We start from the raw sequence: 25,531 nt of genomic DNA, 5'->3' as shown, positions 1-25,531 counted from the left end.
GTGAGGGGCAAGTTGCGAGTCAGCTCTCAGCTCGGGGGGAAGCGCTTTTCTTTGCTTGTCCTTTGACCCGCTGGCGGCTTAACATTCGGCCTGTCACCTAACCAAAAGAAGAGAACCGATCGACCATGCGCGCCCTTCTCGGGATCTTTATCTGCTTGTGTGCCCAACAGGCACTGGCCGACACCCGTTATGTCTCAGACAACATCTTTACCTTCATCCACAATGGTCCGGGTACCCAGTTCCGGATCCTCGGCAGCGTCAAGGCGGGTGAACCGCTGGAAGTAAAGGCGGTGAACAACGAAGCCGGTTTCACCCAGGTGGTGGACGGCCGTGGCCGTGAAGGCTGGATCAAGAACGCCGAGCTGCAGGGCGAGATCAGCCTGCGCGAGCGTCTGCCCCAGGTCCAGCAAGAGCTGGAAGATCTCAAGGCTCGCCTGCAGAACCTCAACGGTGACAATGAAAAACGCTTCACCGAGAAGGATGGCAAGATCGCCGAGCAGAGCAAGGAGATCGACAGCCTGAAGGCTCAGCTTGCCAGCCAGAGCGAGGAGATGGGTAACCTCAAGGAGCAGAACGAGGCCCTGACCCGCAGCTATGACAACCAGGAGCACGACATGCAGATGGACTGGTTCATCCGCGGTGGTGCCATGGTGGGTGGCGGCATCCTGCTTGGCATACTGTTGCCCATGCTGCCCCGCCGCCGCAGTCGCGGTGAGCGCTGGATGAACTGACGGTTCCTGTCGGTCGGATGAAGAGGGGTCGCAATAGCGGCCCCTCTTTTTTGCCTCGCATAAAATTGTATACAAAATAAGGCGATAAACTTGTCTGTCTCGCCGTCTACTGGTCTGAATACGGGCTAAATTGGCCAGTCAGCGATTTTTGTTAATAACAGGCAACAATTTCATTTCATCTATGGGTGGATATTGTATACATTATCGGCGTTTCGGCGGCACGACCGCCTTCGTCGATATAGCCTGCGGGCGTACAGGAAGACCCCCTATGTTCAAAGCTACTCAAGTGCTTGCTGCTGACTACATTCCCTCCGATCTGGCCGCCTTGCGCGAAGCCATCACCCAGAATTACGTGGTGGATGAAAACGCCTATCTGGCGGAGCTTTCCGCCATGTTGCCGGGGGATGGGGCCTCGCTGGAGCAGGTGACCCAGCGCGCCCGCGCCCTGGTCACCAAGGTACGCAAGGAGAGTGGTTCGGGAGATGGCATCGATGCCTTCTTGCAGGAGTACAGCCTGGATACCCAGGAGGGGATCATACTGATGTGCCTGGCAGAGGCCCTGCTGCGCATCCCCGATGCAGAGACCGCCGACGCCCTCATCAAGGACAAGCTCTCCGGCGCCAACTGGTCCTCCCATTTTCGCAAGAGCGACTCTACCCTGGTCAATGCCTCCACCTGGGGCCTGATGCTGACCGGCAAGATCATCAAGCTGGACAAGAAGCTGGACGGCAATCCGGCCAACATGCTGGGGCGCATGGTCAACAAGCTCGGCGAGCCTGTGGTGCGCTCCGCCATGTATGCCGCCATGAAGATAATGGGCAAGCAGTTCGTGCTGGGGCGCGACATGAAAGAGGCCCTCAAGGCGAGCCGCAAGTCCCGCGAGAAGGGTTACACCCACACCTATGACATGTTGGGGGAGTCCGCCCTGACCCTGGCCGATGCGGACAAGTATTTCGGCGACTACCAGCGCGCCATCGAGGCGGTCGGTAATGAGCGCATCAGCGACGGCGGCCCGGCCCCCTCCATCTCCATCAAGCTGTCGGCGCTCCATCCGCGCTATGACGTGGCGAACCGCGAGCGGGTGCTCGGCGAAATGAGCGAGCGGTTGGTGGGTCTGGTGCGCCTGGCCCGCGACAAGGACGTGGCCATCAGCATCGATGCCGAGGAGATGGACCGCCTCGAGCTGTCACTGGATCTCTTCGAGCAGCTCTACCGTTCTGACGCCAACCGTGGCTGGGGCAAGCTCGGCATGGTAGTGCAGGCTTACTCCAAGCGCGCTCTGCCGGTACTCTGCTGGCTGACGGCGCTGGCCCGGGAGCAGGGGGACCTGATCCCGGTGCGGCTGGTGAAGGGTGCCTACTGGGACAGTGAGCTGAAATATGCCCAGCAGGCTGGCCTGCCCGGCTACCCGCTCTTTACCCGCAAGGCGGGTACCGACATATCCTATCTGGCCTGCGCCCGCTATCTGCTGAGCGAGCCGACCCGTGGTTTCATCTCTCCCCAGTTTGCGACCCACAATGCCAATACCGTGGTCTGCATTCTGGAAATGGCCGGTGATCGCCAGTTTGAGTTCCAGCGCCTGCACGGCATGGGGGAGGAGTTGCACAATGCCGTGCTGAACGACCATCCCGGCCTGCACTGCCGCATCTATGCCCCGGTCGGTGCCCACAAGGATCTGCTGCCCTATCTGGTACGTCGCCTGCTGGAAAACGGGGCCAACACCTCCTTCGTTCACAAGCTGGTGGACCCGAACACCCCGGTGGATTCACTGGCCGAACACCCGCTGCGCACCCTCAAGCGCTACACCAGTCTGGCCAACGATCGCATTCCACAGCCGGTGAATCTGTTCAGCGACCGCAAGAACTCCAGCGGCGTCAACATGAATATCGTCTCCATCCAGCGTCCCTTCTTCGCCCGTTTGAAAGAGCTGGAGAGCAAGCAGTGGCTGGCCGGGCCCATCGTTGATGGCGAAACCCTCAAGCGCAGCGAAGCCCGCACAGTGCTGAGTCCGCAGGATGTGAGCCAGCTGGTGGGCAAGATCCACTGGGCCGACGCACAGGCGGTAGAGCAGGCGCTGGCCTCGGCTCATGCCGCCTTCCCGCGCTGGCGCGAGACGCCGGTAAGCGTGCGTGCAGCTGCGCTGGAGAAGCTGGCAGATCTGCTGGAAGCCAACCGCGAGCAGTTCATCTCGCTCTGTACTCGCGAGGCGGGCAAGCTGCTGCAGGATGGGATCGACGAGGTGCGCGAGGCGGTGGACTTCTGCCGTTACTACGCGCTGCAGGCCCGTGGTTTGATGGGACAGGCGACCCTGCTGCCCGGCTACACCGGCGAGCAGAACGAGCTGTTCCTGCAGGGCCGGGGCGTCTTCGTCTGCATCAGCCCGTGGAACTTCCCGCTGGCCATTTTCCTCGGGCAAGTCGCTGCGGCGCTGGCCACCGGCAATACCGTCATCGCCAAACCGGCGGAGCAGACCGGCCTCATCGCCCATCTGGCGGTGACCCTGGCTCATCAGGCCGGCATCCCGGGCGATGTGCTGCAACTGCTGCCGGGCGATGGCGCCACTGTGGGGGCCAGGCTGACGGCGGATGCCCGCATTGGTGGCGTCTGTTTCACCGGCTCCACCGAGACCGCCAAGCTCATCAACCTGACCCTGGCCCAGCGTGATGGCGCCATATTGCCGCTCATCGCCGAGACAGGCGGCCAGAACGCCATGATAGTCGACTCCACCGCTCTGCCGGAGCAGGTGGTGCGCGACGTGGTGAGCGCCGCCTTCCAGAGTGCCGGTCAGCGCTGTTCCGCCCTGCGGGTGCTCTACCTGCAGGAGGAGATAGCGCCGCGGGTACTGGAGATCCTGACCGGCGCCCTGCAGGAGCTGAAAGTGGGCAATCCGGCCGAGCACAACACGGACGTGGGGCCCGTCATCGACGCCGAGGCCAAGGCCGGGCTGGATGCGCACCTGGCGCACATGATCCCGCGCTCACGTCTGATCGCCCAGGCCCCCATGCCATCCGCGACGCTGGCGGGTCACTTCGTGCAACCGACGGCGCTGGAGATTGGTTCCATCCGTGAGCTGGTGAAGGAGCAGTTCGGTCCCATCCTCCATGTGGTGCGCTACGCTGCCCGTGAGCTGGACAAGGTGATTGCGGATATCAACGGCACCGGCTACGGCCTGACGCTGGGGATCCACAGCCGCAACGAATCCCACGCCGAGGAGCTGGCCAGCCGCATCAACGTGGGCAACGTCTACATCAACCGCAATCAGATCGGCGCCATGGTCGGGGTACAGCCGTTCGGTGGTCAGGGCCTCTCCGGCACAGGCCCCAAGGCGGGCGGTCCCCACTACCTCGGCCGCTTCGTCACCGAGAAGACCCGCACCATCAACACCACTGCGGTGGGCGGCAATGCCTCCCTGCTGGCGATGGGCGATGCCTGATTGGCGTTGAGGTCTTTACATCAAGGCTGCCTGCGGGCAGCCTTTTTCTTGGCCGTGGAGTGGGGTGGATCCGCCATCTTGGGGTCGCCAAGGTGCCTGCCCGGCCGTAATATGGTCGCCACTTGTCCGTGCCTTGCACACTGTTCTCGACAAGGGATTTCAACCTGATTTTCAACGAGAGTCTGCATCTGATGCCATTAACCGAACAGGCCCGCTGGTTCGTACTGGGGGGCGATCACCTCGTCCTGCTGGATGAACAGGGCCATATTCCGCAAGGCCCCCGAGCCTGTTTGCCTGCCCATTTTCACCCGGCGTCATTCGAGCGTTTCGATGAGTGGGATGGCCTGCCCTGCTATTTGCTGGAGCTGGGGGCTGATGCCGATGCCAGCCATTTCACCCCGTTGCGCCAGCTGATGGTAGCGGGGGATGAAGAGGGATTTCGTCTCGCGGGTCGCGCCTGGCAGCTGGCGACCTTTCGGCACAGCCACCGCTTCTGCGGCGAGTGCGGTGCCCCCATGGCCCCCAAGGCGGGTGAGTGGGCCCAGGTGTGCCAGCTTGGCCACACCGTCTATCCGCGCATCTCCCCCTGCATCATAGTGGCGGTGCGCAAGGGGCCCGAGATCCTGCTGGCGGCCCATCGCCGTCACTATCAGGTGGAGGACCCCATGTATACGGTGCTGGCTGGTTTCGTGGAAGCGGGGGAGAACCTGGAGCAGTGCGTGGCGCGGGAGGTGTTCGAGGAGAGCGGCATCCGGGTGCGCAACGTGCGCTATGTGGCCAGCCAGCCCTGGCCCTTCCCCCACAGCCTGATGATGGGCTTCACCGCCGACTACGAGAGCGGCGAGATCCGGGTGCAGGACGATGAACTGGTGGCAGCTGATTTCTTCACCGCCGACCGGCTGCCACGGTTGCCGCCCCATGGCACCATAGCGCGGCGTTTGATTGAGCAGAGCCTGGCCGAAGAGGGTTGAGGCCGGTCTGACCTTGTCATCAGGGTAAAAACGGGGCGCTTGTTTGCGCCCCTTCACATCTTTGCGCTTGCAGCGGCCTGGCCGCATCTTTGGGCCGTCCCCCACCGCGTACAAAGTGGTATCATATCCGCCATTTTATGCATGACATGACTCAGGAACTGGGATGAAAGAGCTGAAGAACGATCGATACCTGCGTGCCCTGCTGCGCCAGGACGTGGACATGACACCAGTATGGATGATGCGCCAGGCTGGCCGTTATCTGCCGGAATACAAGGCGACCCGCGCCGTCGCGGGGGACTTCATGTCCCTGTGCCGCAACGCCGAGCTGGCCTGTGAAGTCACCTTGCAGCCCCTGCGCCGCTATCCGCTCGATGCCGCCATCCTCTTCTCCGACATCCTGACCGTGCCCGACGCCATGGGGCTGGGTCTCTATTTCGAACAGGGTGAAGGCCCGCGCTTCGAGCGACCCATCAAATCCATGGCTGACGTGCAGGCGCTGCCCATTCCGGATCCGGAAGACGAGCTCGGCTACGTGATGAACGCGGTGCGCACCATACGCCGCGAGCTCAAGGGCGAAGTGCCGCTCATCGGCTTCTCCGGCAGCCCCTGGACCCTGGCCACCTACATGGTGGAGGGGGGCAGCTCCAAGGCCTTCACCAAGATCAAGCAGATGATGTATGCAGAGCCGCAGACACTGCACCTGCTGCTGGACAAGCTGGCCGACAGCGTGATCGGGTATCTCAATGCCCAGATCAAGGCCGGTGCCCAGTCCGTCATGGTGTTCGACACCTGGGGCGGCGTGCTGACCCCGCGGGATTACCGCGACTTCTCCCTGCAGTACATGCACAAGATCGTCGACGGTCTGATCCGCGAAAACGAAGGTCGCCGCGTACCGGTCACTCTGTTCACCAAAAACGGCGGCCAGTGGCTGGAGCAGATCGCTGCCACCGGCTGCGATGCCCTGGGGCTGGACTGGACCATAGACATAGCGGACGCCAAGCGCCGGGTCGGTGACAAGGTGGCGTTGCAGGGCAACATGGATCCTTCCATGCTCTATGCGGCACCTGCGCGTATTCGTGAAGAGGTCGCGACCATACTGGCGGGCTTTGGCAGCGGCAACGGCCACGTCTTCAACCTGGGGCACGGCATCCATCAGGATGTTGACCCGGAACACGCGGGTGTGTTCGTCAACGCTGTGCACGAGCTTTCTGCTCAGTACCACGGCCGTTGAGGCGGGCGAAAGCCCTAAAAAATTAAGGCGCCATTGGCGCCTTAATTTTTGGTATTGGCCCACGGGGGCCCTTTAACGAGAGAGACGCTTACTTGGCTGCGTAACGCTCGGCAGAGGTAACGATCTCGGCTTCGGCAGCGGCCTTGTCGCCCCAACCTTCAACCTTGACCCACTTGCCTGCTTCCAGCTCTTTGTAACGCTCGAAGAAGTGCTGGATCTGGGCTTTCAGCAGCTCGGGCAGATCGTTCACATCCTTGATGTGGTCGTACTGCTTGGTCAGCTTGGAGTGCGGAACGGCCACGATCTTGGCATCTTCGCCAGATTCGTCGGTCATCTTCAGCACGCCAACCGGGCGGCAGCGAATGACGGAGCCGGCCAGCAGCGGGTAAGGAGTCGGTACCAGCACGTCGACGGGGTCCCCATCCAGAGACAGGGTGGCGTTCACGTAACCGTAGTTGCACGGATAGAACATAGGGGTAGACATGAAGCGATCAACAAAGATGGCGCCGCTGTCCTTGTCGACTTCGTATTTGATCGGATCGGCATTCTGCGGGATTTCGATGATGACATAGATGTCGTCGGGCAGGCTCTTGCCAGCCGGTACCAGGTTCAGGCTCATGACGTTTCCTTCAGTGTTGGAGTCAAGTTTGCAGGCCGATATTATAGCGATGTCGCGTCAAATGACCATATTTCGAGGGCACTGTGACAGAGTTGGCTGATGTCGCGCAGCCTGGGTCTGCCAAATTGCTGCCACCTTCTCCGGGGTTGGTGATTTCTCGTCGCGACCGCGGCTTGTGCCGCAACCTCAACAACCCCTAGAATGCGCACTCCCTTTACTGGAAAAGGCAGCGGTATGCATATTCACATTCTCGGGATCTGCGGCACCTTCATGGGTGGTCTGGCGGTGTTGGCAAAACAGCTTGGCTATCGGGTGACCGGCTCGGATGCCAACGTCTATCCCCCCATGAGTACCCAGCTCGAGCAACAGGGCATAGAGTTGACCGAGGGTTATGATCCCTCCCAGCTTGATCCGGCTCCGGATCTGGTGGTGATCGGCAACGCCATGAGCCGTGGCAATCCCTGTGTGGAGTATGTGCTGGATCGCAATCTGCCCTATATTTCCGGTCCTCAGTGGCTGCTGGAGCATGTGCTGCAGGATCGCTGGGTGCTGGCCGTGGCGGGCACCCATGGCAAGACCACCACCGCCAGCATGCTGGCCTGGGTGCTGGAATACGCCAAGCTGGAGCCGGGTTTCCTTATCGGTGGGGTGCCGGGCAACTTCCCGGTCTCGGCCCGTCTGGGCTCAGCGCCCTTCTTCGTCATCGAAGCGGACGAGTATGACTGCGCCTTCTTCGACAAGCGCTCCAAGTTTGTTCACTACCATCCGCGCACCCTGGTGATGAACAACCTGGAGTTCGATCACGCTGACATATTCCCGGATCTGGCCGCCATCCAGCGCCAGTTCCACCACCTGATGCGCACAGTGCCGAGCAATGGCCGGGTGCTGTTCCCGCAGGCCGATGACAACCTCACTGCGGTGCGCAAGATGGGCTGCTGGAGCGAAGTCGAGCTGGTGGGTCAGGACGACGCCAAGTGGAAGGCGGTCAAGCTGACCGACGACGGCTCCGCCTTCGAGGTGTGGCTGGATGGGAGCAAGCAGGGCGAGGTGCACTGGGAGTGCATCGGCGAGCACAACGTCAACAACGGTCTGATGGCCATCGCCGCTGCTCGTCACGCCGGTGTCATGGTGGAGCATGGCATAGCCGCCCTCTGCCAGTTCAAGTCCCCCAAGCGGCGGATGGAGCTCAAGGGCGAGGTGGCGGGCATCAGCGTCTATGACGATTTTGCCCACCACCCCACCGCGATCGAGACCACCCTGGGCGGCCTGCGTGCCAAGGTGGGCAAGGCCCGCATCTTGGCGGTGCTGGAGCCACGCTCCAACACCATGAAGCTGGGAGTCCACAAGGAGGAGCTGGCAGCCTGTTTCGACGGCGCTGACGAGGTGTTCTTCTTCCAGCCACCCAACATAGGTTGGGATCTCGGGGAGGTGACCGCTCACATGAGCCGTCCGGCCAAGGTGTTCAACGAGCTGGAGACCCTGATCAACCGCCTGGTGGCCGAGTGCCGCGACGGCGATCATATTCTGATCATGAGCAACGGCGGTTTCGGCGGCATTCATGACAAGCTGATCGCCCGTCTCAAGGATTACCACGGCGAACTATGACGTCGTTGCTGATCCCTTGCGGTTGTTTGTTCCCATGCCAGAAGAGCCAAGGACCATCATGCTGAAACAAGTCACCCTGGCGCTGACCGGCGCCTCCGGCGCCCCCTACGCCCTGCGTCTGCTTCAGTGTCTGGTGCAGGCGGACTATCGGGTTTATCTGCTGGCCTCATCGGCGGCCAGAGTCGTGCTCAAGACAGAGCAGCAGCAGGATTGGCCCGGCTCCCCCAGGGATCTCTCCGCCTACCTCTGTCGCCAGTACGGCGCCAAAGAGGGTCAGATAGTGGCCTGCGGCAAGGAGGAGTGGTTCTCGCCGGTGGCCTCAGGGTCGGCGGCGCCGAAACAGATGGTGGTCTGCCCCTGTTCCATGGGTACAGTGTCGGCCATTGCCAACGGCGCTTCCGACAACCTGCTGGAGCGGGCGGCGGATGTGGTGATCAAGGAGCGCGGCCAGCTGATCCTGGTGCCCCGCGAGAGCCCCTTCTCCGCCATCCATCTGGAGAACATGCTCAAACTGGCGCGGCTCGGGGTGACTATAATGCCGGCCGCCCCCGGTTTTTATCATGAGCCCAAAAGCATCGATGATCTGGTGGACTTCATGGTGGCGCGGATCCTGGATCACCTCGGGATCGAGCATGGCCTGACAGAGCGTTGGGGCTACGCCAAATCTTGAGGCGAGATGTGAACAAATAGCAGACAAACAAAAGCGGCGCCGACCTGAACAGTCCGGCGCCGCTTTTTATTCACGAGGCGGGTTATGCAGCCTGGATGGGGGCCGTCACGTACTTGAACAGAAAATCGGTCACATCTTCCCGTGAGGGGCGTTGTGGCTGATTGATCATCTGCATCATGACGTAACCAAAGCCGGTCAGGGAGCGAGCCAGGTCCTGGGCGGACAGCACACTCTGGATCTCACCGGCATCCATGGCTTGTTGCAAGTGGGGCGCTATGCGTTCCAGCGCCTTGTCCAGCAACTTGGCGTAACGGGGCCAGACCTCTTCCCGCACCGATGAGCTCCACTCCAGCCAGATACTGGCGTGGTCGGGCTGATCGTAAGCGGCGTCAACAAACAGCTTCACGTGACGGTGAATGCTCTCTTTGACCGGGCCCTGGCCGGTATAGGCCTGTTCCAGCATCTGGTGAACGAAACGTTCGATCTCGGCCAACACCTCATCCACCAGCTCTTCGCGGGTGTTGAAATAGTTGAACACGGTAGCTACCGAGACTTTGGCCTGTTCTGCAATTTCGGCGTGACCCGCACGGCCAATGCCGCGACGGGAAAACACTTCGATGGCACATTCCATCAATTGATTGCGCCGAGCTTCCGGAGAAAGCCGGGTTCGACGTCTAATTTCTGCGCGTGGTTCCATAGTTTTTTCATCTAATAGTTATTGATTATGGTGTTTATAGTATTGTCACCGATAATGCCCGAGGGCCTGCTAACTCTATCAATTAAAATAAGCCGATAAAAGCATCACGTATGCCTGACGCCTCTCGGCTTGGATGGTAGAATCCTCGGTTTTGACGTTAATGAACGGCCAAATCCCCTTTGGCCATGAGGGAGTAAGTGATGAAACACACTGTCGAGGTGATGATCTCCGAGGCCGATGTTGCCGCCCGGATCGCCAAATTGGGTGAAGAGATCACCGCCCGTTATCAGGGTTCTGACGAAGTGGTCATGATTGGCCTGCTGCGTGGCTCCTGCGTCTTCCTGGCCGACTTGTGCCGCCAGACCCCGCTGCCCATTACCCTGGATTTTATGACTGCCTCCAGCTACGGCTCCGGCATGCGCAGCACCCGTGACGTTCGTATCCTGAAAGACCTGGATGATGACATCAAGGGCAAGGATGTGGTGATCGTCGAGGACATCATCGACACCGGTTACACCCTCAACAAGGTGCGTGAAATCCTGTCACTGCGCGAGCCGAAATCCCTGGCCATCTGCACCCTGCTGGACAAACCGTCCCGCCGCGAGGTGCAGGTGCCGGTGGACTGGATCGGTTTCTCCATTCCGGACGAATTCGTGGTGGGTTGTGGCATTGACTACGCCCAGAAGTACCGCAATCTGCCGTTTATCGGCAAAGTAGTTCCGCAAGAGTAAGCAAGGTCCAGGAAGATCACGGGCGAGGTGGTCTAGCGCCATCTTCTGTCTGCAGGCGGCCTTGGCCGCCTTTTCTGTATCGAGATGGGATCCGCCATCACAGAGGTTGCAATGAACGCATTGGAAATCAGCGGCCTGAAAAAGACCTATCAGGGGGGCGTCGAAGCCCTTAAAGGCATAGATCTCACCGTCAAGCAGGGGGATTTCTTCGCCCTGCTCGGCCCGAACGGCGCGGGCAAGTCCACCACCATAGGTGTCATCAGTTCACTGGTGAACAAGAGCGCCGGCAAGGTGAAGGTGTTTGGCTACGACATCGACAGCGATCTCGAACAGGCCAAGGCCCAGCTCGGCCTGGTACCGCAGGAGTTCAACTTCAGCCAGTTCGAGAAGGTGAGTCAGATAGTCACCCATCAGGCCGGTTTCTACGGCGTGCCCAGGGCGGAAGCCAAGATCCGCGCCGAGAAGTACCTGCGCCAGCTCGACTTGTGGGACAAACGCGACATGCCGGCCCGCACTCTCTCCGGCGGCATGAAGCGTCGGCTGATGATAGCCCGCGCCCTGATGCATGAGCCCAGACTGCTGATCCTGGATGAACCGACCGCCGGGGTGGATATCGAGATCCGCCGCTCCATGTGGACCTTCCTCAAAGAGCTCAACGAACAGGGCGTCACCATCATTCTCACCACCCACTATCTGGAAGAGGCCGAGATGCTGTGCCGCAACATCGGCATCATCGACAAGGGTCGGCTGATCGAGAACACCAGCATGAAAAACCTGCTGGGCAAGCTGGGCCGCGAGACCTTCATGCTGGATCTGGCGCCGGGCTCCGCCGTGCCAAACGTGCCCGAGTTCAACGGCCGCATGCAGGATGAACGCACCCTGGAAGTGGATCTGGAAAAGAGCCAGTCCCTCAACAGCCTGTTCGAGCAGTTGTCTAGCCAGCAAGTGCAGGTGCTGAGTATGCGCAACAAGGCCAACCGACTGGAAGAGTTGTTTGTCAACCTGGTCGAGGAGGGGAGAAAAGCATGAATCTGACCACCTACTACATCGCCTTCAAGAGCATTCTGGCCAAGGAGATAAGCCGCTTCACCCGGATCTGGATCCAGACTCTGGTGCCGCCCGCCATCACAATGAGCCTTTACTTTGTCATCTTCGGCAACCTCATCGGCTCGCGCATCGGTGACATGGGGGGCTTCAGTTACATGGAGTTCATCGTGCCCGGTCTCATCATGATGTCGGTGATCACCAACTCTTACTCGAACGTCGCCTCCTCCTTCTTCAGCGCCAAGTTCCAGCGCAACGTGGAAGAGTTGCTGGTAGCCCCTGTGCCCAACTACATCATCATCGCCGGGTACGTGGGTGGTGGCGTGGCGCGGGGTATCTGTGTCGGTCTCATCGTCACTCTGGTGTCGCTGTTCTTCGTGCCGTTGCAGATCCATCATCTGTTCAGCGTCTGCTTCACCGTGCTGCTCACCTCGATCCTGTTTTCCCTGGGCGGCCTCATCAATGCGATATTTGCCAAGACTTTTGACGACATCAGCATCATCCCCACTTTCGTGCTGACGCCGCTTACCTATCTGGGCGGGGTGTTTTACTCCATCAGCCTGCTGCCGCCCTTCTGGCAGGGGGTCTCCCAGGTGAACCCCATCATCTACATGGTGAACGCCTTCCGTTACGGCTTCCTCGGTATCTCCGATGTGCCGCTCGGCACCGCCTACCTCATCATCATCGGCTTCATAGTCGCGCTCTACGGGTTGGCCTGGTGGCTTATTTCCCGGGGGACCGGATTGCGGCACTGAGTTGCAACCATGAAAAAGGCGCCTGTTGGCGCCTTTTTACTGCATGAGGGTTAGCCCCGGAGGAGGGGCGCATCATATTGCGCCGGTTCGTCGCTGTAGACGCAGACGTTCCACTTGGCAGCCAGGCCATCCTCGGCCAGGCAGTAACGCTCGAAGAAGGATTTGATCTCGGCGCGCTGGCAGTGGGCCTCGAAGCTGGCCATGTCACGCCAGATCTCGTTGAAGACGATGGGGAAGCTCTCCCCTTCGGCAAACGGGCTGGGGATATGGCGGGTGACAATGTACTGCTGGCAGCCATCTTCCCGCAGCGTGTTTGGCTCGAGTGCCTGCAGCACCTGAAACAGGGCCTGTTCCTGGCCGGGCTTGGGCAGGAACTGGGCGATGCAATAAACCTTCTTGGACATGTAGTTCTCCTGATCGGGGTTGCTCAGGCGCTGAGCGTTACCACTCGGTTGTCGATGAGACGGGCCTTGCCCAGGTAAGCTGCCATCAGGATCACCAGATGTCGGCTCTTGTCGGTGGCCGACTCCAGGGTAGCAGCATCGACGATGTCGATGGCGTCGGTGCGAAAACCGGCGTTGTCGAGACGCTGGCTGGCCTGGGCCACCAGGGAGGGCAGGTGGTGATCGCCTCCTTCAATCTGCTCGGCAATCCAGTTCATGGTACGCGCCAGCTCGGGGGCCAGGGCCCGCTCGGCGGCGGTCAGATAGCCGTTGCGCGATGACAGCGCCAGCCCGTCTTCGGCCCGCACCGTGGGCACGCCGACGATCTCGACCGGGATGGCCATGTCGGACACCATCTTGCGAATGAGCGCCAGCTGCTGGTAATCCTTCTGGCCGAAACAGGCGACATCCGGTTGTACCAGGTTGAACAGCTTGGTCACTACGGTACTGACGCCACGAAAATGGCCCGGGCGCAGCGCCCCTTCCAGCAAGCCGGAGAGACCCGGCACTTCGACGAAGGTCTGGCTGGCCAGTCCCTGCGGATACATGATCTCCGGCGTCGGGGTGAACACCAGGTCGACGCCGGCAGCTTCCAGCGCAGCGCAATCCTGCTCCAGGGTGCGCGGATAGTTGGCGAGATCTTCGGCTTTGTCGAACTGCATCGGGTTGACGAAGATGCTGACCACCACCTTCTCGGCGTGGCTGTGCGCCTGCTCAACCAGAGTGAGATGGCCCTGATGCAGATTGCCCATGGTGGGCACGAATGCGATGGAACGCCCTTCACGGCGCCAAAGGCTAATCTGTTCACGTAAAACGAGAGGATTGTTAACGACCAACATCAGCAGTGCACCTTCGGATTAATCAAAGAGATATGGGTTAATAAATCAAAGGGATACGGATTAAATCAGCCTGCCATGAATGGCGAAACGGGGGCTTTCGCCCCCGTTGCCGTCCATGAGGCCTGGATCAGTTGAAGCTGTGCTCCGGGCCGGGGAAGGTACCCTCGCTCACCTGTTGCACATAGAGCCGGATGGCGGCATGCATGTCACCGGTTTCGGCCAGGAAGTTCTTGGTGAACTTGGGGACATAACCGGAGGTGATGCCGAAGGCATCGTGCATCACCAGGATCTGGCCGTCGGTGGCCGGGCCTGCACCAATGCCGATCACCGGGATCCGCAGTGCCTTGGTGATGCGCTCGGCCAGGGCGACCGGCACGCACTCGAGCACCAGCAGCTGGATGCCGGCTTCTTGCAGGCAGAGCGCCTGACGGTAGATCTCCTGGGCCTGATACTCGTCACGCCCCTGCACCTTGAAGCCGCCAAACACATGGACGGACTGGGGGGTGAGACCGAGGTGACCACAGACAGGCACGCCGTTGCGGGTCAGGTGGCGAATGCTGTCACACAGCCAGTCGCCCCCTTCCATCTTCACCATGCGGGCACCGGCCGCCATCAGGCGAGCGGCTGTCTGGTAGGTCTGCTCCGGGGTGGCATAGCTCATGAACGGCATGTCAGCGATGATCAGTGCATTGCTGGCACCACGGGCAACGCAACGGGTGTGATAGACCATCTCATCCACGCTGACGGCCAGGGTATCCTGACCCCCTTGCAGCACCATGCCCAGGGAATCGCCGATGAGCAGCACGTGGGCGCCCTCATCGTCGAACAGCTTGGCGAAGCTGGCATCATAGGCGGTGATGGCGGTGATTTTTTGGCCGTCCTGCTTCATCTTCAGCAGGCTGGCGGTGGTGATCTTGCTCATAACGTTTCAGGGCTCCTAAACGTCTGCACCGGGGGCAATGATGGCAAGATCATTGGTCGGGCAGCGGGCAACCAGTTCCGCGAGCGGGGTGCCGCAGGGCAGCACCAGAGCGGGCGCAATCTCGGCCAGGGGCAGCAGCACGAACTCCCGCTCCTTCATGCCGTAATGGGGAACGACGAGGCGATCGTGCCCTATGATCTGATCGCCATAGAGCAGCAGATCCAGATCCAGGGTTCTCGGGCCCCAACGCTCATCCTTGCGCACACGTCCCTGTCCCAGCTCGATTTTTTGCAATTGATCCAGCAAGGCCAAAGGGCCTAGCCGGGTCGTCAGCAGCACTACGGCATTGACGTAGTCCGGCTGATCCGCAGGGCCCATGGGGCGGCTGCTGTAAAATGAGGAAGCCTGTTGCAACTCGGACTCCGGCAGCGCCGCCAGTGCGGCGACGGCGCAGCGAGCCTGACCGAGTGGGTCAGCCAGATTGGAGCCGATGGCAACGAAGACCTCGGTCATGACGCTGGTAGTCACTGCGCCGCTTTCGGTTTGCGACGGCGCGGGCGACGACGGCTGCGACTGTTGCTATCACGTTTCTCGCCGTCACCGCTGCGGGGTTCACCGGCTTGGGCATGCTCGCCGCTCGCAGGGCGGCGGGTTGCTTCCCGTTGCAGTTGCGGGCGTACGTCAGGGTTGGACTCCACATAACGTTCCCACCAGCTGGCGAGCTCGCCAAGGCCTCTCTCGACCCGGTTGCGCAGCAACAGGAAGTCGTAGGCGGCGCGGAATTTCGGGTGCTCCATGGCACGCTCGGGATGACGGCCCTGACGGCGGGTCAGGCGCTGCTGCAGTGCCCAGATGTCGCGGACATCCGTGGTGAAGCGGCGTGGTACTGCGATGATACGTACCTGATTGTCCAGCACCTCGTTGATCGCCAGCATGAAGGCGTCGTGCCAGGGCAGGCCGCTTTCGTTTTCCAGCACGCGGGCACGGGCTTCGACACAGCCCCATAGCAGGGTGGCGTAGAGGAAGGCGGGGGTGACCCGTTTGTCTTCCCGCACCCGGGTATCGGTATCGATCAGCGCCAGCTCGATGAACTGCTCGAACGGCGAGGTGCCGTGCGGGGTGAACAGAGCGGCCACTTGCGGGAACAGCGGCTGGAACAGCCCGTATTCACGCATCAGCTTGTAGGTCGCCAGACCATCGCCAGCCAGGAACAGCTTGAGCGTCTCCTCAAACAGACGGGCGGGCGGAATATCCTGCAGCAGCGGGGCCAGCTCCTTGATGGGGGCGGCGCTGCGCGGGCTGATGGTCATGTCCAGCTTGGCGGCAAAACGCATGGCGCGCAGCATCCGCACCGGATCCTCGCGATAGCGGGTCTCGGGGTCGCCGATCAGCTCCAGTTTGCGCTGGGCGAGATCCTCTATGCCACCTTCGAAATCGTGCAGGGTGAAATCCCGGGCACTGTAGTAGAGGGCATTGACGGTAAAGTCGCGGCGCTCGGCATCCTCTTCGATGGTGCCGTAGACGTTGTCGCGCAGCAGCATGCCTTCATCAGACTGGGCCGATACATGCTTGCTGGTATTGACCTGATGGTGGTGACCCCTGAAGGTGGCCACTTCGATCACGTCACGACCAAAGACGATGTGGGCCAAGCGGAAGCGGCGGCCAATCAGGCGGCAGTTGCTGAACAGCGCCTTGATCTGCTCCGGCGTTGCGTTGGTGGCAATGTCGAAATCCTTTGGCGTTCTCCCGAGCAGAATATCCCGGACACCTCCGCCGACCAGGTAGGCATCATAGCCACCCTTGTTCAGGCGATAGAGCACCTTGAGCGCATTCTCGCTGATCTCTTTGCGCGAGATAGGGTGCTGGTCACGGCTTAAAGTACGACGCTGCCCGGTTACGTGGGCTGGGATGGGAGACTCCACCGACTGCTCGCCGTCTTCCTTGCCGAGCACCTTGCGGCAAAAGTTTGCGATCTGGGAAAAAATGGTACACCTCTTCATGACTTCTAAATTGACGGGAGGCCAAAAAATAGCGGCCTATCATAGCTCAGGCCTGACCAAATGAAAAACGATGTACTTCATTCAACAATTTCAGGCTTGGCTAAATAAAAAATTGTGCTGTCTATGTCAGAGAGCCCAGGCTGATCTTCTCTCTGGATGGGACTTGGTCGAGCCGCCAGTGGGCAATACCCCAGCCGATCATCTCGTCAATCCTGCTTGCCATCAGCTCGGGTGGCGGGCATTGGCCGAGAAACGTGAGTGCCTGCCACAGGGCTGGCCTGACCTCGTCAAGCGCCAGTGCCGGAGCATGGTTCTGCTTCGACAGTTTGTGGCCATCCGCCAGCACCGCCAGCGGCAGGTGTACCCAGGTGGGCACGTTTGCCCCTAGGGTCTGGTAGAGGGCAATCTGGCGCACCGTGGGCTCCAGCAGATCGGCGCCGCGCACTATCTCAGTGATGCCGCAGTCCATGTCATCTACCACTACAGCCAGGTTATAGGCATAGAGGCCGTCCCGGCGGCGGATGATGAAGTCCTCATCGGCAAGACCGGCGGGCACAGAGACTTGTCCCTGCAGCGCATCGTCGAAATGGTAGACGGGATGGCGCTGGCGCAGCCGGGCGGCGCAACCTTCTGCCGCCAGCCCCAGTGCGCGGCAGTGACCGTTGTAAAAGCCGCCGCCTGCCATGATCTCGCGCCGGGTACAGCGGCACCAGTAGAGATCCCCTGCCTGATAGAGCTGCGCTATGACGTCGTCATAGCGGCCGTGGCGCTGGCTCTGGTACATCACCTCCCCATCCCACTCAAGGCCATGGGCCTCCAGTGTCTGCAGGATAAGAGGGGCGGCACCGGCCATCTCCCGTGGCGGATCTATATCTTCGATCCGCACCAGCCAGCGTCCTTGCTGCGCCCTGGCCTGCAAGAAACTGCCGAGCGCCGCTATCAGGGAACCAAAGTGGAGCGGGCCTGACGGGGAGGGAGCAAAGCGGCCTATATAAGGGCGAGTCTGGGGAGACGGGACTGTATTCACGGACATGGCAATTCGGGCAAACGGTTCATTGAGGCTGCATTCTGGGACGCCCCAGCGAAAAGCTCAATAAAAAAGGGAGCCTGCAAGCTCCCTTTTTTCAGTTATGCCAGTGGTCGGTATCAACCGGCCATCTGTTTTTCCTTGATTTCAGCGAGTGTCTTGCAGTCGACACAGAGGTCGGCTGTCGGACGGGCTTCCAGACGACGGATGCCGATCTCGATACCGCAGTGTTCGCAGTAACCGAAGTCATCGTCTTCGAGCAGCACCAAGGTCTTCTCGATCTTCTTGATCAGCTTGCGCTCACGGTCGCGGGTACGCAGTTCAAGAGCGAACTCTTCTTCCTGCGCGGCACGATCCACGGGATCCGGAAAGTTGGCTGCCTCATCCTTCATATGGTCAACGGTGCGGTCAACTTCCTGCATCAGTTGATTGCGCCAGGCTCCCAGGATCTTGCGAAAATGTGCCTTTTGTTGGTCATTCATGTACTCCTCACCCGGTTTTTCCTGGTAAGGCGCCACACCCGCAACGGCCAGGGGGCCCAGAGATTTCCTGTTTTCGCCTGTTGGCATGCCCTGTCTCCTAATTCAGCACGCTACCCGTGCCATCCATAAATTGAGGGCGACATCTATAGCAGAAGGGTAACGCGTAGGCAAACAAGCCGTACCAATTATGTTACCCACACCTACATTTATTCGCTGCCCTCGGGTAGCAGGTGACAAGATTCAAACGGGATAAAATCTTGGGCCACCATGCTCTGCACCCCAACATGGGGTCGATAGCATAAAATTTCAACCCCTGCTGTAATTGCTTGCTCAATAAGCAGACTATAGTGCGGATCTATGTGTGCTGCAGGGCGCATTCTCACGATTCCGGAGTGTAAAACCATAAATAACAGCACGGCTCTGTGACCTGCTGCCTTCATGACCATCAATTCACGCAAGTGCTTGGCACCGCGGGCAGTGACCGCATCGGGAAAGTAGCCCATGCCGGGCTGCTCCCGCTCATCGAGCAGGGTTACCGACTTTACCTCTATGTAGCAATCCGGCTTGCCGTCATCTTCCAGCAGCAGGTCGATGCGACTGTTCTCTTCGCCATATTTCACCTCGGTGCGCAGCCTCGCATAACCGGTGAGCGGAGCCAGTGCCCCTTGTTCGATCAGCTCGCGGGCTATCTGGTTGGCGCGCACCGTGTTGACGCAAATAAAGTGGCCCGCCGGGCTCTCGGCGATCTCCCAGCTATGGGGCAGCTTGCGCTTGGGATTGTCGGAGGTGGAGTACCAGACCCGGGTACCAGGGTCGGCGCAGCCGGTCATGGCGCCGGTATTGGCGCAGTGAATGGTGATCACCTCGCCGTTGTCGAGCCGCACATCGGTCAGGAAGCGCTTGTAGCGGGAGATGAGCTGCCCGGACTGCAGGGGGGGATCGAAGATCATGGTGCGGTTCTCTTTTTTATAGGCAGGAAGCGAGGGCGATCGACTGTCACGACGCCATCTTCTCTCTGGCGCGCAGGGGCCAGCAGGCGAGCGGTTCATAGCGAACCCCGTCCGGCGCCGTGACCGACTGATAGAGGCAGAAGTGGTCTGCCTGCAACACAAAGTCAGGTGCTGGCAGATCTGCGGGGGCCTCGCCCGCCTTGCGTGACAGGGTCACATGGGGTCGGTAGCCCTGTTCCCCATTGCCCAGTCCCAGCTTTTCGCCGTGGCGGCGCAGGGCCCTGGCCAGTACATTGAGCTCGTTGGGCCATGTTTTGGGGCCCACCCAGGCCGCCTTGGCGCGGCTGAACCAGCCGGTTTCATCGAGGGTGATGGCAAGGGGTGGACAGTGCTGACGTTCTGCGGCGGCCATCAGGCGGGCGGTGGTGACCTGATCCGCTTCACCCAGAAAGGCCAGCGTCAGGTGGAGGTTTGCTTCAGGCACAGGTTGGCCGGGCCAGGGGCGCTGATCACGCCAGTCGATAAGCTCGGGGGCGAGCTGTTGCAGGGGCAGGGCAAAGAAAAGTTTGGCCATCTTGGTGAGGATGCCTTTTTACGCTCATAACATGGCGCCATTCTATGGCAGTCATCGCTGCCATGTCTCGCCATCCTGTTATCCCGTTTATATCTATGGTTCGAGTGGGATGACGGCCATGATGATCATCTTGCCGTCGCCTGTGCCGGCGACATCTGCTCACGGTGGCCGCGAATGCTATGGCAGAATGGGCGCCGTTTTAAGGTCGCTAACGTAAGGTGTTTGCCGCTTTGTCCCAACTCCCCATTGTTTCGGTGCTGCCAGCGCTGTTTGCCGCCATTGATGCCCATGCCAGCGTGATCCTGCAGGCCCCTCCCGGCGCGGGCAAGTCAACTCTGCTGCCGCTGGAGCTGGTGCGCCAGAACCGGCTGCCCGGTCGCATCATAATGCTGGAGCCCCGTCGACTGGCGGCGCGCAATATCGCCAGCTTCCTGGCTCGCCAGTTGGGGGAGAAAGTCGGGGAGCGCATCGGCTTGCGGGTCCGGGGCGAGAGTCGTACCAGCGCCCGGACCCGACTCGAGATTGTCACCGAGGGGGTGCTGACCCGAATGTTGCAGCAGGATCCCGAGCTCAGCGGCATTTCCCTGGTCATTTTCGATGAGTTCCACGAGCGCAGCCTGCATGCGGATACCGCGCTGGCGTTTGCCATCGAGAGCCAGCAGGGGCTGCGGGATGATCTCAAGCTGCTCATCATGTCCGCCACCCTGGATGGCATGGCGCTCGAGAGTCTGTTGCCCCATGCTCCCGTCATCCGCTCCGAAGGGCGCGGCTTTCCCATCGACTACCACTACCGTCCCGCCAACCGTCAGCAGTGGCTGGATCCTCAGGTGGGCGCCGTGGTGCTGGAAGCGCTGGCCAGCCATACCGGCAGTGCTCTGGTGTTCTTGCCAGGCCAGGGGGAGATAGAGCGGCTGGCGCAATGGCTGGAGGGGCGCTTGCCGGATGACGTGCGCCTGGCTCCCCTCTATGGTCGCCTCGACATGGCGGCCCAGCAGGCCGCCATCGAGCCGCCCCCTGCGGGTCAGCGTAAGCTGGTGCTCACCACCAATGTGGCTGAGACCTCCCTTACCATAGAGGGCATCAGTTTGGTCATCGACAGCGGATTGGAGCGGCGCGCCAGCTTTGATTTGAAAAGTGGCGTCACCCGGCTGGAGACCCGCCAGATCGCCAGGGCATCTGCCACCCAGCGGGCGGGCCGTGCTGGCCGTCTCGGTCCCGGGGTCTGCTACCGACTCTGGAGCGGCGAGGTGCAAGAGCGGCTCGCCGAGCAGAGTCCGCCCGACATTCTGACCCAGGAGCTGACCGGTCTGCTGCTGGATGCCGCCCAGTGGGGGGCAAAAGTAGAAAGCTTGCCACTGCTGGACATGCCTCCCGCCGCTGCCGTGGCCAGCGCCCAGCGGCTGCTGGTCAGCCTGGGCGCCATGACGCCGGAGGGTGAGCAACAACTTACCCCCGCCGGCCGCGCCATGGCTGCGTTCGGTACGCACCCCCGGTTGGCGCGCATGCTGCTGCGAGCCCGCGAGCTGGAAGCAGAGGGTCTGACAGGGATTGTCGCCGATGCGGCTTTCCTGGTGGCGCTGCTGGAAGAAGATCTGCGAGGATCGGAGCGCCTCTCCGTGCTGTTTCATCGCCGACAGGGCGCCCTGCGTCAGGGGGCGGCCCGCTGGTTCGAACGCCTCGGTGTCAGGTCCGACGCTTCTCAACGCCAATCCCGGGGGGAATGGCTCGGGTTGCTCTGCGCCCTCGCCTGGCCGGATCGGATCGGCAAGTTGCGCAGTGGCAGCCGCTATCAACTCAGTGGTGGGGTGAGCTGCGATCTGGTAGAAGGTCATCCATGCCAGGGACAAGGAGCCCTGATCGCCATCGAGATGGGGCAAAACGATCGTGGCAGCCGCATCTTCATCGCCGAGCCGGTGGAGCTGGACGAGCTGGCGCGCCAGCTGCCGGAGCTGGTAAGCGAGCGCCAGTGGTTCGACTGGGACGAGCGGGAGGAGCGGGTACGGGCCGAGCGCCAGCAGGTGATCGGCGAACTGGTGCTGAGCCAGCGGCCGCTGACGGATCTCTCCGATGAACAGAAGGGGCGCTGTTTGCTGCAGGGCATACGTCGCAAGGGGCTGCATGTGTTGCCCTGGGATGAGCAGAGCGAAGGGCTGCTGGCCCGATTGCGTTGCGCCCGCGACTGGCTGCCGGATGATGGCTGGCCTGCCATGGACGACGAAAGCCTGCTGGCGGGCCTCGAGGAGTGGCTGCTGCCTGCGGTGAGTGGCATGACCCGGCTGGAGCAGCTAAAAAGGCTCAATCTCTGCGACGTGCTGCGTCAATCCCTGTCCTGGCCGCTGCCCAAACGGCTGGATGAGGCGTTGCCGAGCCACTTCACGGCGCCGACTGGCAGCCGGGTACGCATCCGTTATCAGCCGGGCCAGGCGCCTGTGATCCCGGTGCGTATTCAGGAGATGTTCGGGCAAGGCACAACCCCGTGCGTGGCCGATGGACGGGTGGCGCTGGTGGTGGAGTTGCTCTCCCCGGCTCAGCGGCCGCTGCAGATCACCGCCGATCTCGCCGCCTTCTGGGCGGGCTCCTACGCCTTGGTAAAAAAAGAGATGAAGGGGCGTTATCCTCGTCACTACTGGCCGGATAACCCGCTGGAAGCCATGCCAACCAGGGTCACCAAGAAGAAGATGGGATTGCAGGATTAACCTCTCCCATTAAGGTCAGAGCCATATCAGGGGCCTGACAACAGAGTAAAAACGAGTTCAGGGACGAAAGCCTTGGTTTTCGTCGGGTCGACGGCATGAGTCGACCGGTAATCATGCCCGCGATGGCGATATAACGAATAGCAAAGAGGATTCATGGCAACGCAACGACGCAAGCGCACCCCCAAGAAGGTGGCGCCCAAACGCACCATCTGGCGCAAGCTGTTCTGGCTTGGCTTCAAGCTTTCCCTGGTGGTGGCGGCCTTCATGGTGGTATTTGGCATCTATCTCGATACCAAGGTGCGCGAGCGCTTTGACGGGGAGAAGTGGCAACTGCCGGTGATGGTTTACAGTCGTCCGCTGGAGCTCTATCCCAGCCAGCGCCTCTCCCAGGCCCAGATGCTGCGCGAGCTCAACATGCTGAGCTACAAGCAGGTGCGCCAGCCCCATACTCCGGGCGAGTACGCAGTGAGTGGCAATCGTATCGAGCTCATCCGCCGTCCATTCGCCTTCCATGACGGCGCCGACGGTGCCCGTGGCCTGCGCCTTACCTTCAGTGGCGCTCGTCTGGAAGGGATCCAGTCGCTGGAGAACCAGCGTCAACTCGGTTATGCCCAGATGGACCCGGTACTGCTCGATCGCCTCAATACCGAGGATCGGGAAGATCGTCTGCTGGTGCGCATCGCCGAGGTGCCGGACAGCCTGCTCATCACGCTGCTGACCACAGAGGATCGCGACTTTTACCAGCATGGCGGCGTCTCGCCGGTGGCCATCATGCGTGCCATGGTGGCCAACGTGCTGGCCGGTCGTACCGTGCAAGGGGGCAGTACCCTGACTCAGCAGCTGGCCAAGAACTTCTTTCTGACCCGCGAACGCAGCCTGTGGCGCAAACTGCAGGAAGCCTATATGGCGGTGCTGATTGACTACCGCTATAGCAAGGACGAGATCCTGGAGGCCTATCTCAACGAGGTCTATCTGGGGCAGAACTTCTCCCAGGGTGTGTATGGCTTCGGGCTCGCTTCCTACTTCTACTTCGGCATTCCGGTCAACGAGCTGGACATAGATCAGGTCGCCCTGCTGGTGGGGCTGGTGAAGGGACCCTCCTATTACGATCCCTGGCGCTTCCCGGAGCGGGCCAAGGCTCGTCGTGATCTGGTGCTCAAGCTGCTGATGGATCACGGCAGCCTGCAAGCGGCAGAGTACGAGCTGGCCAGCAAGCAGCCGCTTGGCATCATTACCCGTGGCCAGATGAGTTATGGCCGCACCCCGGCCTTCATGGGCCTGCTCAAGCGCGAGATCCAGAGCCGTTTCGGGCCTGATCTGCTCAAGCAGTCCGGCCTCAAGATCTTCACCAGCCTGGATCCCATCGCCCAGCATGCCGCCGAGCAGGCGGTCGCATCGGGACTGGCACTCATCGAGAAGCAGCGTGGCAAGAAGAAGCTGGAGGCGGCCATGGTGGTCTCCGACTGGCACAAGGGTGAAGTGGTTGCACTGGTGGGTGGCCGGGATCCGCGCTACGCCGGTTTCAACCGGGCGCTGGATGCCCGCCGGCAGATTGGCTCTCTGGTCAAGCCTGCCGTCTATCTGACCGGCCTCTCCAACGGACTGACGTTGGCGAGCCCGCTCAAGGACCAACCGATCCGCATTCGTGGCAAGGATGGCCAGATCTGGACACCGCAGAACTATGATCGCAAGTTCCGCCAGAGCGTGCCTTTGATGGATGCACTGGCCAGCTCCCTCAACGTGCCAACTGTCAACCTGGGTCTGCAAGTGGGGCTGGAGAAGGTGGTGGACACATTGCACAAGCTGGGGGTAGAGCAGGAGATCCAGCCCTACCCGTCACTGGTGTTGGGGGCTGTGGCCCTCTCCCCCATGGAGGTGAACCAGATGTATCTGCCCATCGCCAACCAGGGGATGACCCAGCCCTTGTCGGCCATCCGCGCCGTGGTCAACAGCGATGGCAGTACTCTCTATCAGCATGATCAGACCGCCAAGCGGGTCACGGACGAGCAGACCAGCTGGCTCACCCTGTTTGCCATGACCAAGACGGTGAGCCAGGGCACGGCCCGCTCACTCAACGCCAAGTTCCCCGGCGCCACCATGGCGGGCAAGACAGGCACCACCAACGAGCTGCGTGACTCCTGGTTTGCAGGGCTGGACAACAACGAGCTGGTCAGTGTCTGGGTGGGGCGTGACGACAACACACCGGCGGGGCTGACAGGCTCCAACGGCGCCCTGCAACTGTTTAGCGGTTACATGGGCCAGCGTGGCGTCAACAGCCTTGCCATCAAGATGCCGCAAGGGGTGAGCTGGGCCAACTTCTCCCGCGCCAGCGGGGCCAGAGTGGCCAGCGATTGCCCGGGCAGCCTGCAGGTGCCTGCCAAGCTGGCCGGGCTGGCCGAGCCCATGAGCTGCAGCAGCCCATCGCCACGCAGCGCACTGGATGACTGGTTCGGTGGTTTCTTCAACTGATAGATGAAACGGGCAGCGCAGGCTGCCCGTTTGACTGGAGTCCTCATGTCTTTGCCATTGTTTGACGCCATCCACCATGTGGCCATCATCGCCAGCGACTATGACCGCTCGCGTCACTTCTATCACCAGGTGTTGGGACTGCCCATCATTGCTGAAACCCTGCGTGAGGCGCGCCAATCCTGGAAGCTGGACTTGGGGCTGCCCGATGGCAGTCAGCTGGAGCTGTTCAGCTTTCCGGCCCCCCCTGAGCGTCCCTCACGCCCGGAGGCCTGTGGCTTGCGCCATCTGGCGTTCAGGGTGAGCGACCTGGACAGGGTCGTGCGGCATTTGCAGCATCATCAGATAGAGGTGGAGCCGGTGCGGGTGGATGAATTGACCGGCAAGCGTTTTACCTTTTTCGCTGATCCAGACGGTCTGCCGCTGGAGCTGTACGAGGTTAGCTAGCGTTTCTGTGATGCCGTCGCTCCCAGTAAAAAAGCCGCCCAGTCTGTGACCGGGCGGCTTTTTTCATTGTGGTGTCCCGTCCTGAATATGGTTTACACCTTTCCCCCACATAAACGGAGAGCCCGATGGGACAAGGTGTGAAACGGACACAGCGCGATTACTCGCTGACTTTTAAACTGGCACTGGTCGAGCAGATTG

General features: G+C 61.0%; 23 protein-coding genes. 12 read left to right on the top strand and 11 right to left on the bottom strand.

The genetic code is table 11. The annotated features are described in order from the left end of the window. Window positions 1-125 precede the first annotated feature (125 nt). The 4 genes from GWQ27_RS20895 to hemE all read left to right on the top strand — a co-directional run bounded on the left by GWQ27_RS20895 (window position 126) and on the right by hemE (window position 6,366). Window positions 126-731 (top strand): TIGR04211 family SH3 domain-containing protein, encoded by a 606-nt coding sequence (locus GWQ27_RS20895; protein ID WP_275908229.1) that lies wholly within the window; start codon window positions 126-128, stop codon window positions 729-731. A gap of 268 nt (window positions 732-999) precedes the next feature. Beyond that, entirely contained in the window at window positions 1,000-4,164 is a 3,165-nt protein-coding gene (putA, locus tag GWQ27_RS20890; RefSeq protein WP_125729636.1) for a bifunctional proline dehydrogenase/L-glutamate gamma-semialdehyde dehydrogenase PutA, read from the top strand. A 191-nt stretch (window positions 4,165-4,355) separates the two neighbouring features. After that, complete coding sequence (gene nudC, locus GWQ27_RS20885; protein WP_275908228.1) at window positions 4,356-5,135, top strand: NAD(+) diphosphatase; 780 nt, start codon at window positions 4,356-4,358, stop codon at window positions 5,133-5,135. 163 nt (window positions 5,136-5,298) lie between these two features. Then, entirely contained in the window at window positions 5,299-6,366 is a 1,068-nt protein-coding gene (gene hemE / locus GWQ27_RS20880) for a uroporphyrinogen decarboxylase (RefSeq protein ID WP_005313219.1), read from the top strand. A gap of 88 nt (window positions 6,367-6,454) precedes the next feature. Here the strand turns inward: hemE and ppa are convergent, their stop codons facing one another. Next, window positions 6,455-6,985, bottom strand: a complete 531-nt coding sequence (gene ppa, locus GWQ27_RS20875; RefSeq protein WP_005313216.1) for an inorganic diphosphatase — start codon at window positions 6,983-6,985, stop codon at window positions 6,455-6,457. Window positions 6,986-7,219: 234 nt separating this feature from the next. Between ppa and mpl the strand changes: the two genes are divergently transcribed. Next, window positions 7,220-8,590 (top strand): UDP-N-acetylmuramate:L-alanyl-gamma-D-glutamyl-meso-diaminopimelate ligase, encoded by a 1,371-nt coding sequence (mpl, locus tag GWQ27_RS20870; RefSeq protein ID WP_059168929.1) that lies wholly within the window; start codon window positions 7,220-7,222, stop codon window positions 8,588-8,590. Window positions 8,591-8,648: 58 nt separating this feature from the next. Beyond that, window positions 8,649-9,260, top strand: coding sequence for a flavin prenyltransferase UbiX (locus GWQ27_RS20865; protein WP_265434244.1), 612 nt, complete (start codon window positions 8,649-8,651; stop codon window positions 9,258-9,260). Between the two features lie 82 nt (window positions 9,261-9,342). Here GWQ27_RS20865 and GWQ27_RS20860 read toward each other — a convergent pair whose 3' ends face one another. Beyond that, window positions 9,343-9,957, bottom strand: a complete 615-nt coding sequence (locus tag GWQ27_RS20860) for a TetR/AcrR family transcriptional regulator (protein WP_011898368.1) — start codon at window positions 9,955-9,957, stop codon at window positions 9,343-9,345. A 200-nt stretch (window positions 9,958-10,157) separates the two neighbouring features. On the opposite strand from GWQ27_RS20860, the gene hpt reads away from it, so the two are divergent. From hpt to GWQ27_RS20845, 3 genes are all read left to right on the top strand, one after another. Next, window positions 10,158-10,688 carry a hypoxanthine phosphoribosyltransferase gene (gene hpt / locus GWQ27_RS20855; protein WP_005313207.1) on the top strand — a complete coding sequence of 177 codons (531 nt, stop codon included), beginning with the start codon at window positions 10,158-10,160 and terminating at the stop codon, window positions 10,686-10,688. 111 nt (window positions 10,689-10,799) lie between these two features. After that, entirely contained in the window at window positions 10,800-11,717 is a 918-nt protein-coding gene (locus GWQ27_RS20850; RefSeq protein ID WP_005313204.1) for an ABC transporter ATP-binding protein, read from the top strand. Then, window positions 11,714-12,487 (top strand): ABC transporter permease, encoded by a 774-nt coding sequence (locus GWQ27_RS20845; protein ID WP_005313201.1) that lies wholly within the window; start codon window positions 11,714-11,716, stop codon window positions 12,485-12,487. The genes GWQ27_RS20850 and GWQ27_RS20845 overlap by 4 nt, the downstream gene beginning before the upstream one ends. A 50-nt stretch (window positions 12,488-12,537) precedes the next feature. On the opposite strand, the gene GWQ27_RS20840 is transcribed toward GWQ27_RS20845, so the two are convergent. From GWQ27_RS20840 to thpR, 9 genes are all read right to left on the bottom strand, one after another. After that, entirely contained in the window at window positions 12,538-12,891 is a 354-nt protein-coding gene (locus tag GWQ27_RS20840) for a putative quinol monooxygenase (protein WP_021139408.1), read from the bottom strand. 23 nt (window positions 12,892-12,914) lie between these two features. Continuing rightward, the gene (gene panC / locus GWQ27_RS20835; protein WP_275908227.1) at window positions 12,915-13,769 is read right to left on the bottom strand and encodes a pantoate--beta-alanine ligase; all 855 of its coding nucleotides are present in this window, start codon (window positions 13,767-13,769) and stop codon (window positions 12,915-12,917) included. Between the two features lie 127 nt (window positions 13,770-13,896). After that, on the bottom strand, window positions 13,897-14,691 hold the full coding sequence (gene panB, locus GWQ27_RS20830; protein WP_021139406.1) for a 3-methyl-2-oxobutanoate hydroxymethyltransferase: 795 nt from the start codon (window positions 14,689-14,691) through the stop codon (window positions 13,897-13,899). Between the two features lie 15 nt (window positions 14,692-14,706). After that, the gene (folK, locus tag GWQ27_RS20825; protein ID WP_275908236.1) at window positions 14,707-15,204 is read right to left on the bottom strand and encodes a 2-amino-4-hydroxy-6-hydroxymethyldihydropteridine diphosphokinase; all 498 of its coding nucleotides are present in this window, start codon (window positions 15,202-15,204) and stop codon (window positions 14,707-14,709) included. 11 nt (window positions 15,205-15,215) lie between these two features. Beyond that, complete coding sequence (pcnB, locus tag GWQ27_RS20820) at window positions 15,216-16,691, bottom strand: polynucleotide adenylyltransferase PcnB (RefSeq protein WP_087756442.1); 1,476 nt, start codon at window positions 16,689-16,691, stop codon at window positions 15,216-15,218. A gap of 121 nt (window positions 16,692-16,812) precedes the next feature. Further along, entirely contained in the window at window positions 16,813-17,724 is a 912-nt protein-coding gene (gene gluQRS, locus GWQ27_RS20815) for a tRNA glutamyl-Q(34) synthetase GluQRS (RefSeq protein ID WP_275908226.1), read from the bottom strand. Between the two features lie 113 nt (window positions 17,725-17,837). After that, on the bottom strand, window positions 17,838-18,287 hold the full coding sequence (dksA, locus tag GWQ27_RS20810; protein ID WP_005313182.1) for an RNA polymerase-binding protein DksA: 450 nt from the start codon (window positions 18,285-18,287) through the stop codon (window positions 17,838-17,840). 119 nt (window positions 18,288-18,406) lie between these two features. After that, complete coding sequence (sfsA, locus tag GWQ27_RS20805; protein WP_275908225.1) at window positions 18,407-19,150, bottom strand: DNA/RNA nuclease SfsA; 744 nt, start codon at window positions 19,148-19,150, stop codon at window positions 18,407-18,409. Window positions 19,151-19,196: 46 nt separating this feature from the next. Next, window positions 19,197-19,724, bottom strand: a complete 528-nt coding sequence (gene thpR / locus GWQ27_RS20800) for an RNA 2',3'-cyclic phosphodiesterase (protein ID WP_275908224.1) — start codon at window positions 19,722-19,724, stop codon at window positions 19,197-19,199. Window positions 19,725-19,954: 230 nt separating this feature from the next. Between thpR and hrpB the strand changes: the two genes are divergently transcribed. From hrpB to GWQ27_RS20785, 3 genes are all read left to right on the top strand, one after another. Further along, the gene (gene hrpB / locus GWQ27_RS20795; protein ID WP_275908223.1) at window positions 19,955-22,420 is read left to right on the top strand and encodes an ATP-dependent helicase HrpB; all 2,466 of its coding nucleotides are present in this window, start codon (window positions 19,955-19,957) and stop codon (window positions 22,418-22,420) included. A gap of 153 nt (window positions 22,421-22,573) precedes the next feature. Then, window positions 22,574-24,889: a penicillin-binding protein 1B gene (gene mrcB / locus GWQ27_RS20790; RefSeq protein WP_275908222.1), complete on the top strand. Its 2,316-nt coding sequence runs from the start codon at window positions 22,574-22,576 to the stop codon at window positions 24,887-24,889. Between the two features lie 45 nt (window positions 24,890-24,934). Then, window positions 24,935-25,333, top strand: coding sequence for a VOC family protein (locus GWQ27_RS20785; protein ID WP_265431275.1), 399 nt, complete (start codon window positions 24,935-24,937; stop codon window positions 25,331-25,333). The last annotated feature ends 198 nt before the right edge of the window (window positions 25,334-25,531 follow it).

Origin of the sequence: Aeromonas sp. 5HA1 (assembly GCF_029237245.1) — a bacterium.
In the GTDB taxonomy this organism is placed as follows: domain Bacteria; phylum Pseudomonadota; class Gammaproteobacteria; order Enterobacterales; family Aeromonadaceae; genus Aeromonas; species Aeromonas salmonicida.
The sequence above is the reverse complement of the archived record's forward strand: the minus strand, read 5'-3'. Positions and strand labels throughout refer to the sequence as shown.

What these genes read in the sequence shown, in the direction of transcription:
- GWQ27_RS20895 (WP_275908229.1), top strand. Translation starts at nt 126, where the DNA reads ATGCGCGCCCTTCTCGGGATCTTTATCTGCTTGTGTGCCCAACAGGCA.
- putA (WP_125729636.1), top strand. Translation starts at nt 1,000, where the DNA reads ATGTTCAAAGCTACTCAAGTGCTTGCTGCTGACTACATTCCCTCCGAT.
- nudC (WP_275908228.1), top strand. Translation starts at nt 4,356, where the DNA reads ATGCCATTAACCGAACAGGCCCGCTGGTTCGTACTGGGGGGCGATCAC.
- hemE (WP_005313219.1), top strand. Translation starts at nt 5,299, where the DNA reads ATGAAAGAGCTGAAGAACGATCGATACCTGCGTGCCCTGCTGCGCCAG.
- ppa (WP_005313216.1), bottom strand. Translation starts at nt 6,985, where the DNA reads ATGAGCCTGAACCTGGTACCGGCTGGCAAGAGCCTGCCCGACGACATC.
- mpl (WP_059168929.1), top strand. Translation starts at nt 7,220, where the DNA reads ATGCATATTCACATTCTCGGGATCTGCGGCACCTTCATGGGTGGTCTG.
- GWQ27_RS20865 (WP_265434244.1), top strand. Translation starts at nt 8,649, where the DNA reads ATGCTGAAACAAGTCACCCTGGCGCTGACCGGCGCCTCCGGCGCCCCC.
- GWQ27_RS20860 (WP_011898368.1), bottom strand. Translation starts at nt 9,957, where the DNA reads ATGGAACCACGCGCAGAAATTAGACGTCGAACCCGGCTTTCTCCGGAA.
- hpt (WP_005313207.1), top strand. Translation starts at nt 10,158, where the DNA reads ATGAAACACACTGTCGAGGTGATGATCTCCGAGGCCGATGTTGCCGCC.
- GWQ27_RS20850 (WP_005313204.1), top strand. Translation starts at nt 10,800, where the DNA reads ATGAACGCATTGGAAATCAGCGGCCTGAAAAAGACCTATCAGGGGGGC.
- GWQ27_RS20845 (WP_005313201.1), top strand. Translation starts at nt 11,714, where the DNA reads ATGAATCTGACCACCTACTACATCGCCTTCAAGAGCATTCTGGCCAAG.
- GWQ27_RS20840 (WP_021139408.1), bottom strand. Translation starts at nt 12,891, where the DNA reads ATGTCCAAGAAGGTTTATTGCATCGCCCAGTTCCTGCCCAAGCCCGGC.
- panC (WP_275908227.1), bottom strand. Translation starts at nt 13,769, where the DNA reads ATGTTGGTCGTTAACAATCCTCTCGTTTTACGTGAACAGATTAGCCTT.
- panB (WP_021139406.1), bottom strand. Translation starts at nt 14,691, where the DNA reads ATGAGCAAGATCACCACCGCCAGCCTGCTGAAGATGAAGCAGGACGGC.
- folK (WP_275908236.1), bottom strand. Translation starts at nt 15,204, where the DNA reads ATGACCGAGGTCTTCGTTGCCATCGGCTCCAATCTGGCTGACCCACTC.
- pcnB (WP_087756442.1), bottom strand. Translation starts at nt 16,691, where the DNA reads ATGAAGAGGTGTACCATTTTTTCCCAGATCGCAAACTTTTGCCGCAAG.
- gluQRS (WP_275908226.1), bottom strand. Translation starts at nt 17,724, where the DNA reads ATGTCCGTGAATACAGTCCCGTCTCCCCAGACTCGCCCTTATATAGGC.
- dksA (WP_005313182.1), bottom strand. Translation starts at nt 18,287, where the DNA reads ATGCCAACAGGCGAAAACAGGAAATCTCTGGGCCCCCTGGCCGTTGCG.
- sfsA (WP_275908225.1), bottom strand. Translation starts at nt 19,150, where the DNA reads ATGATCTTCGATCCCCCCCTGCAGTCCGGGCAGCTCATCTCCCGCTAC.
- thpR (WP_275908224.1), bottom strand. Translation starts at nt 19,724, where the DNA reads ATGGCCAAACTTTTCTTTGCCCTGCCCCTGCAACAGCTCGCCCCCGAG.
- mrcB (WP_275908222.1), top strand. Translation starts at nt 22,574, where the DNA reads ATGGCAACGCAACGACGCAAGCGCACCCCCAAGAAGGTGGCGCCCAAA.
- GWQ27_RS20785 (WP_265431275.1), top strand. Translation starts at nt 24,935, where the DNA reads ATGTCTTTGCCATTGTTTGACGCCATCCACCATGTGGCCATCATCGCC.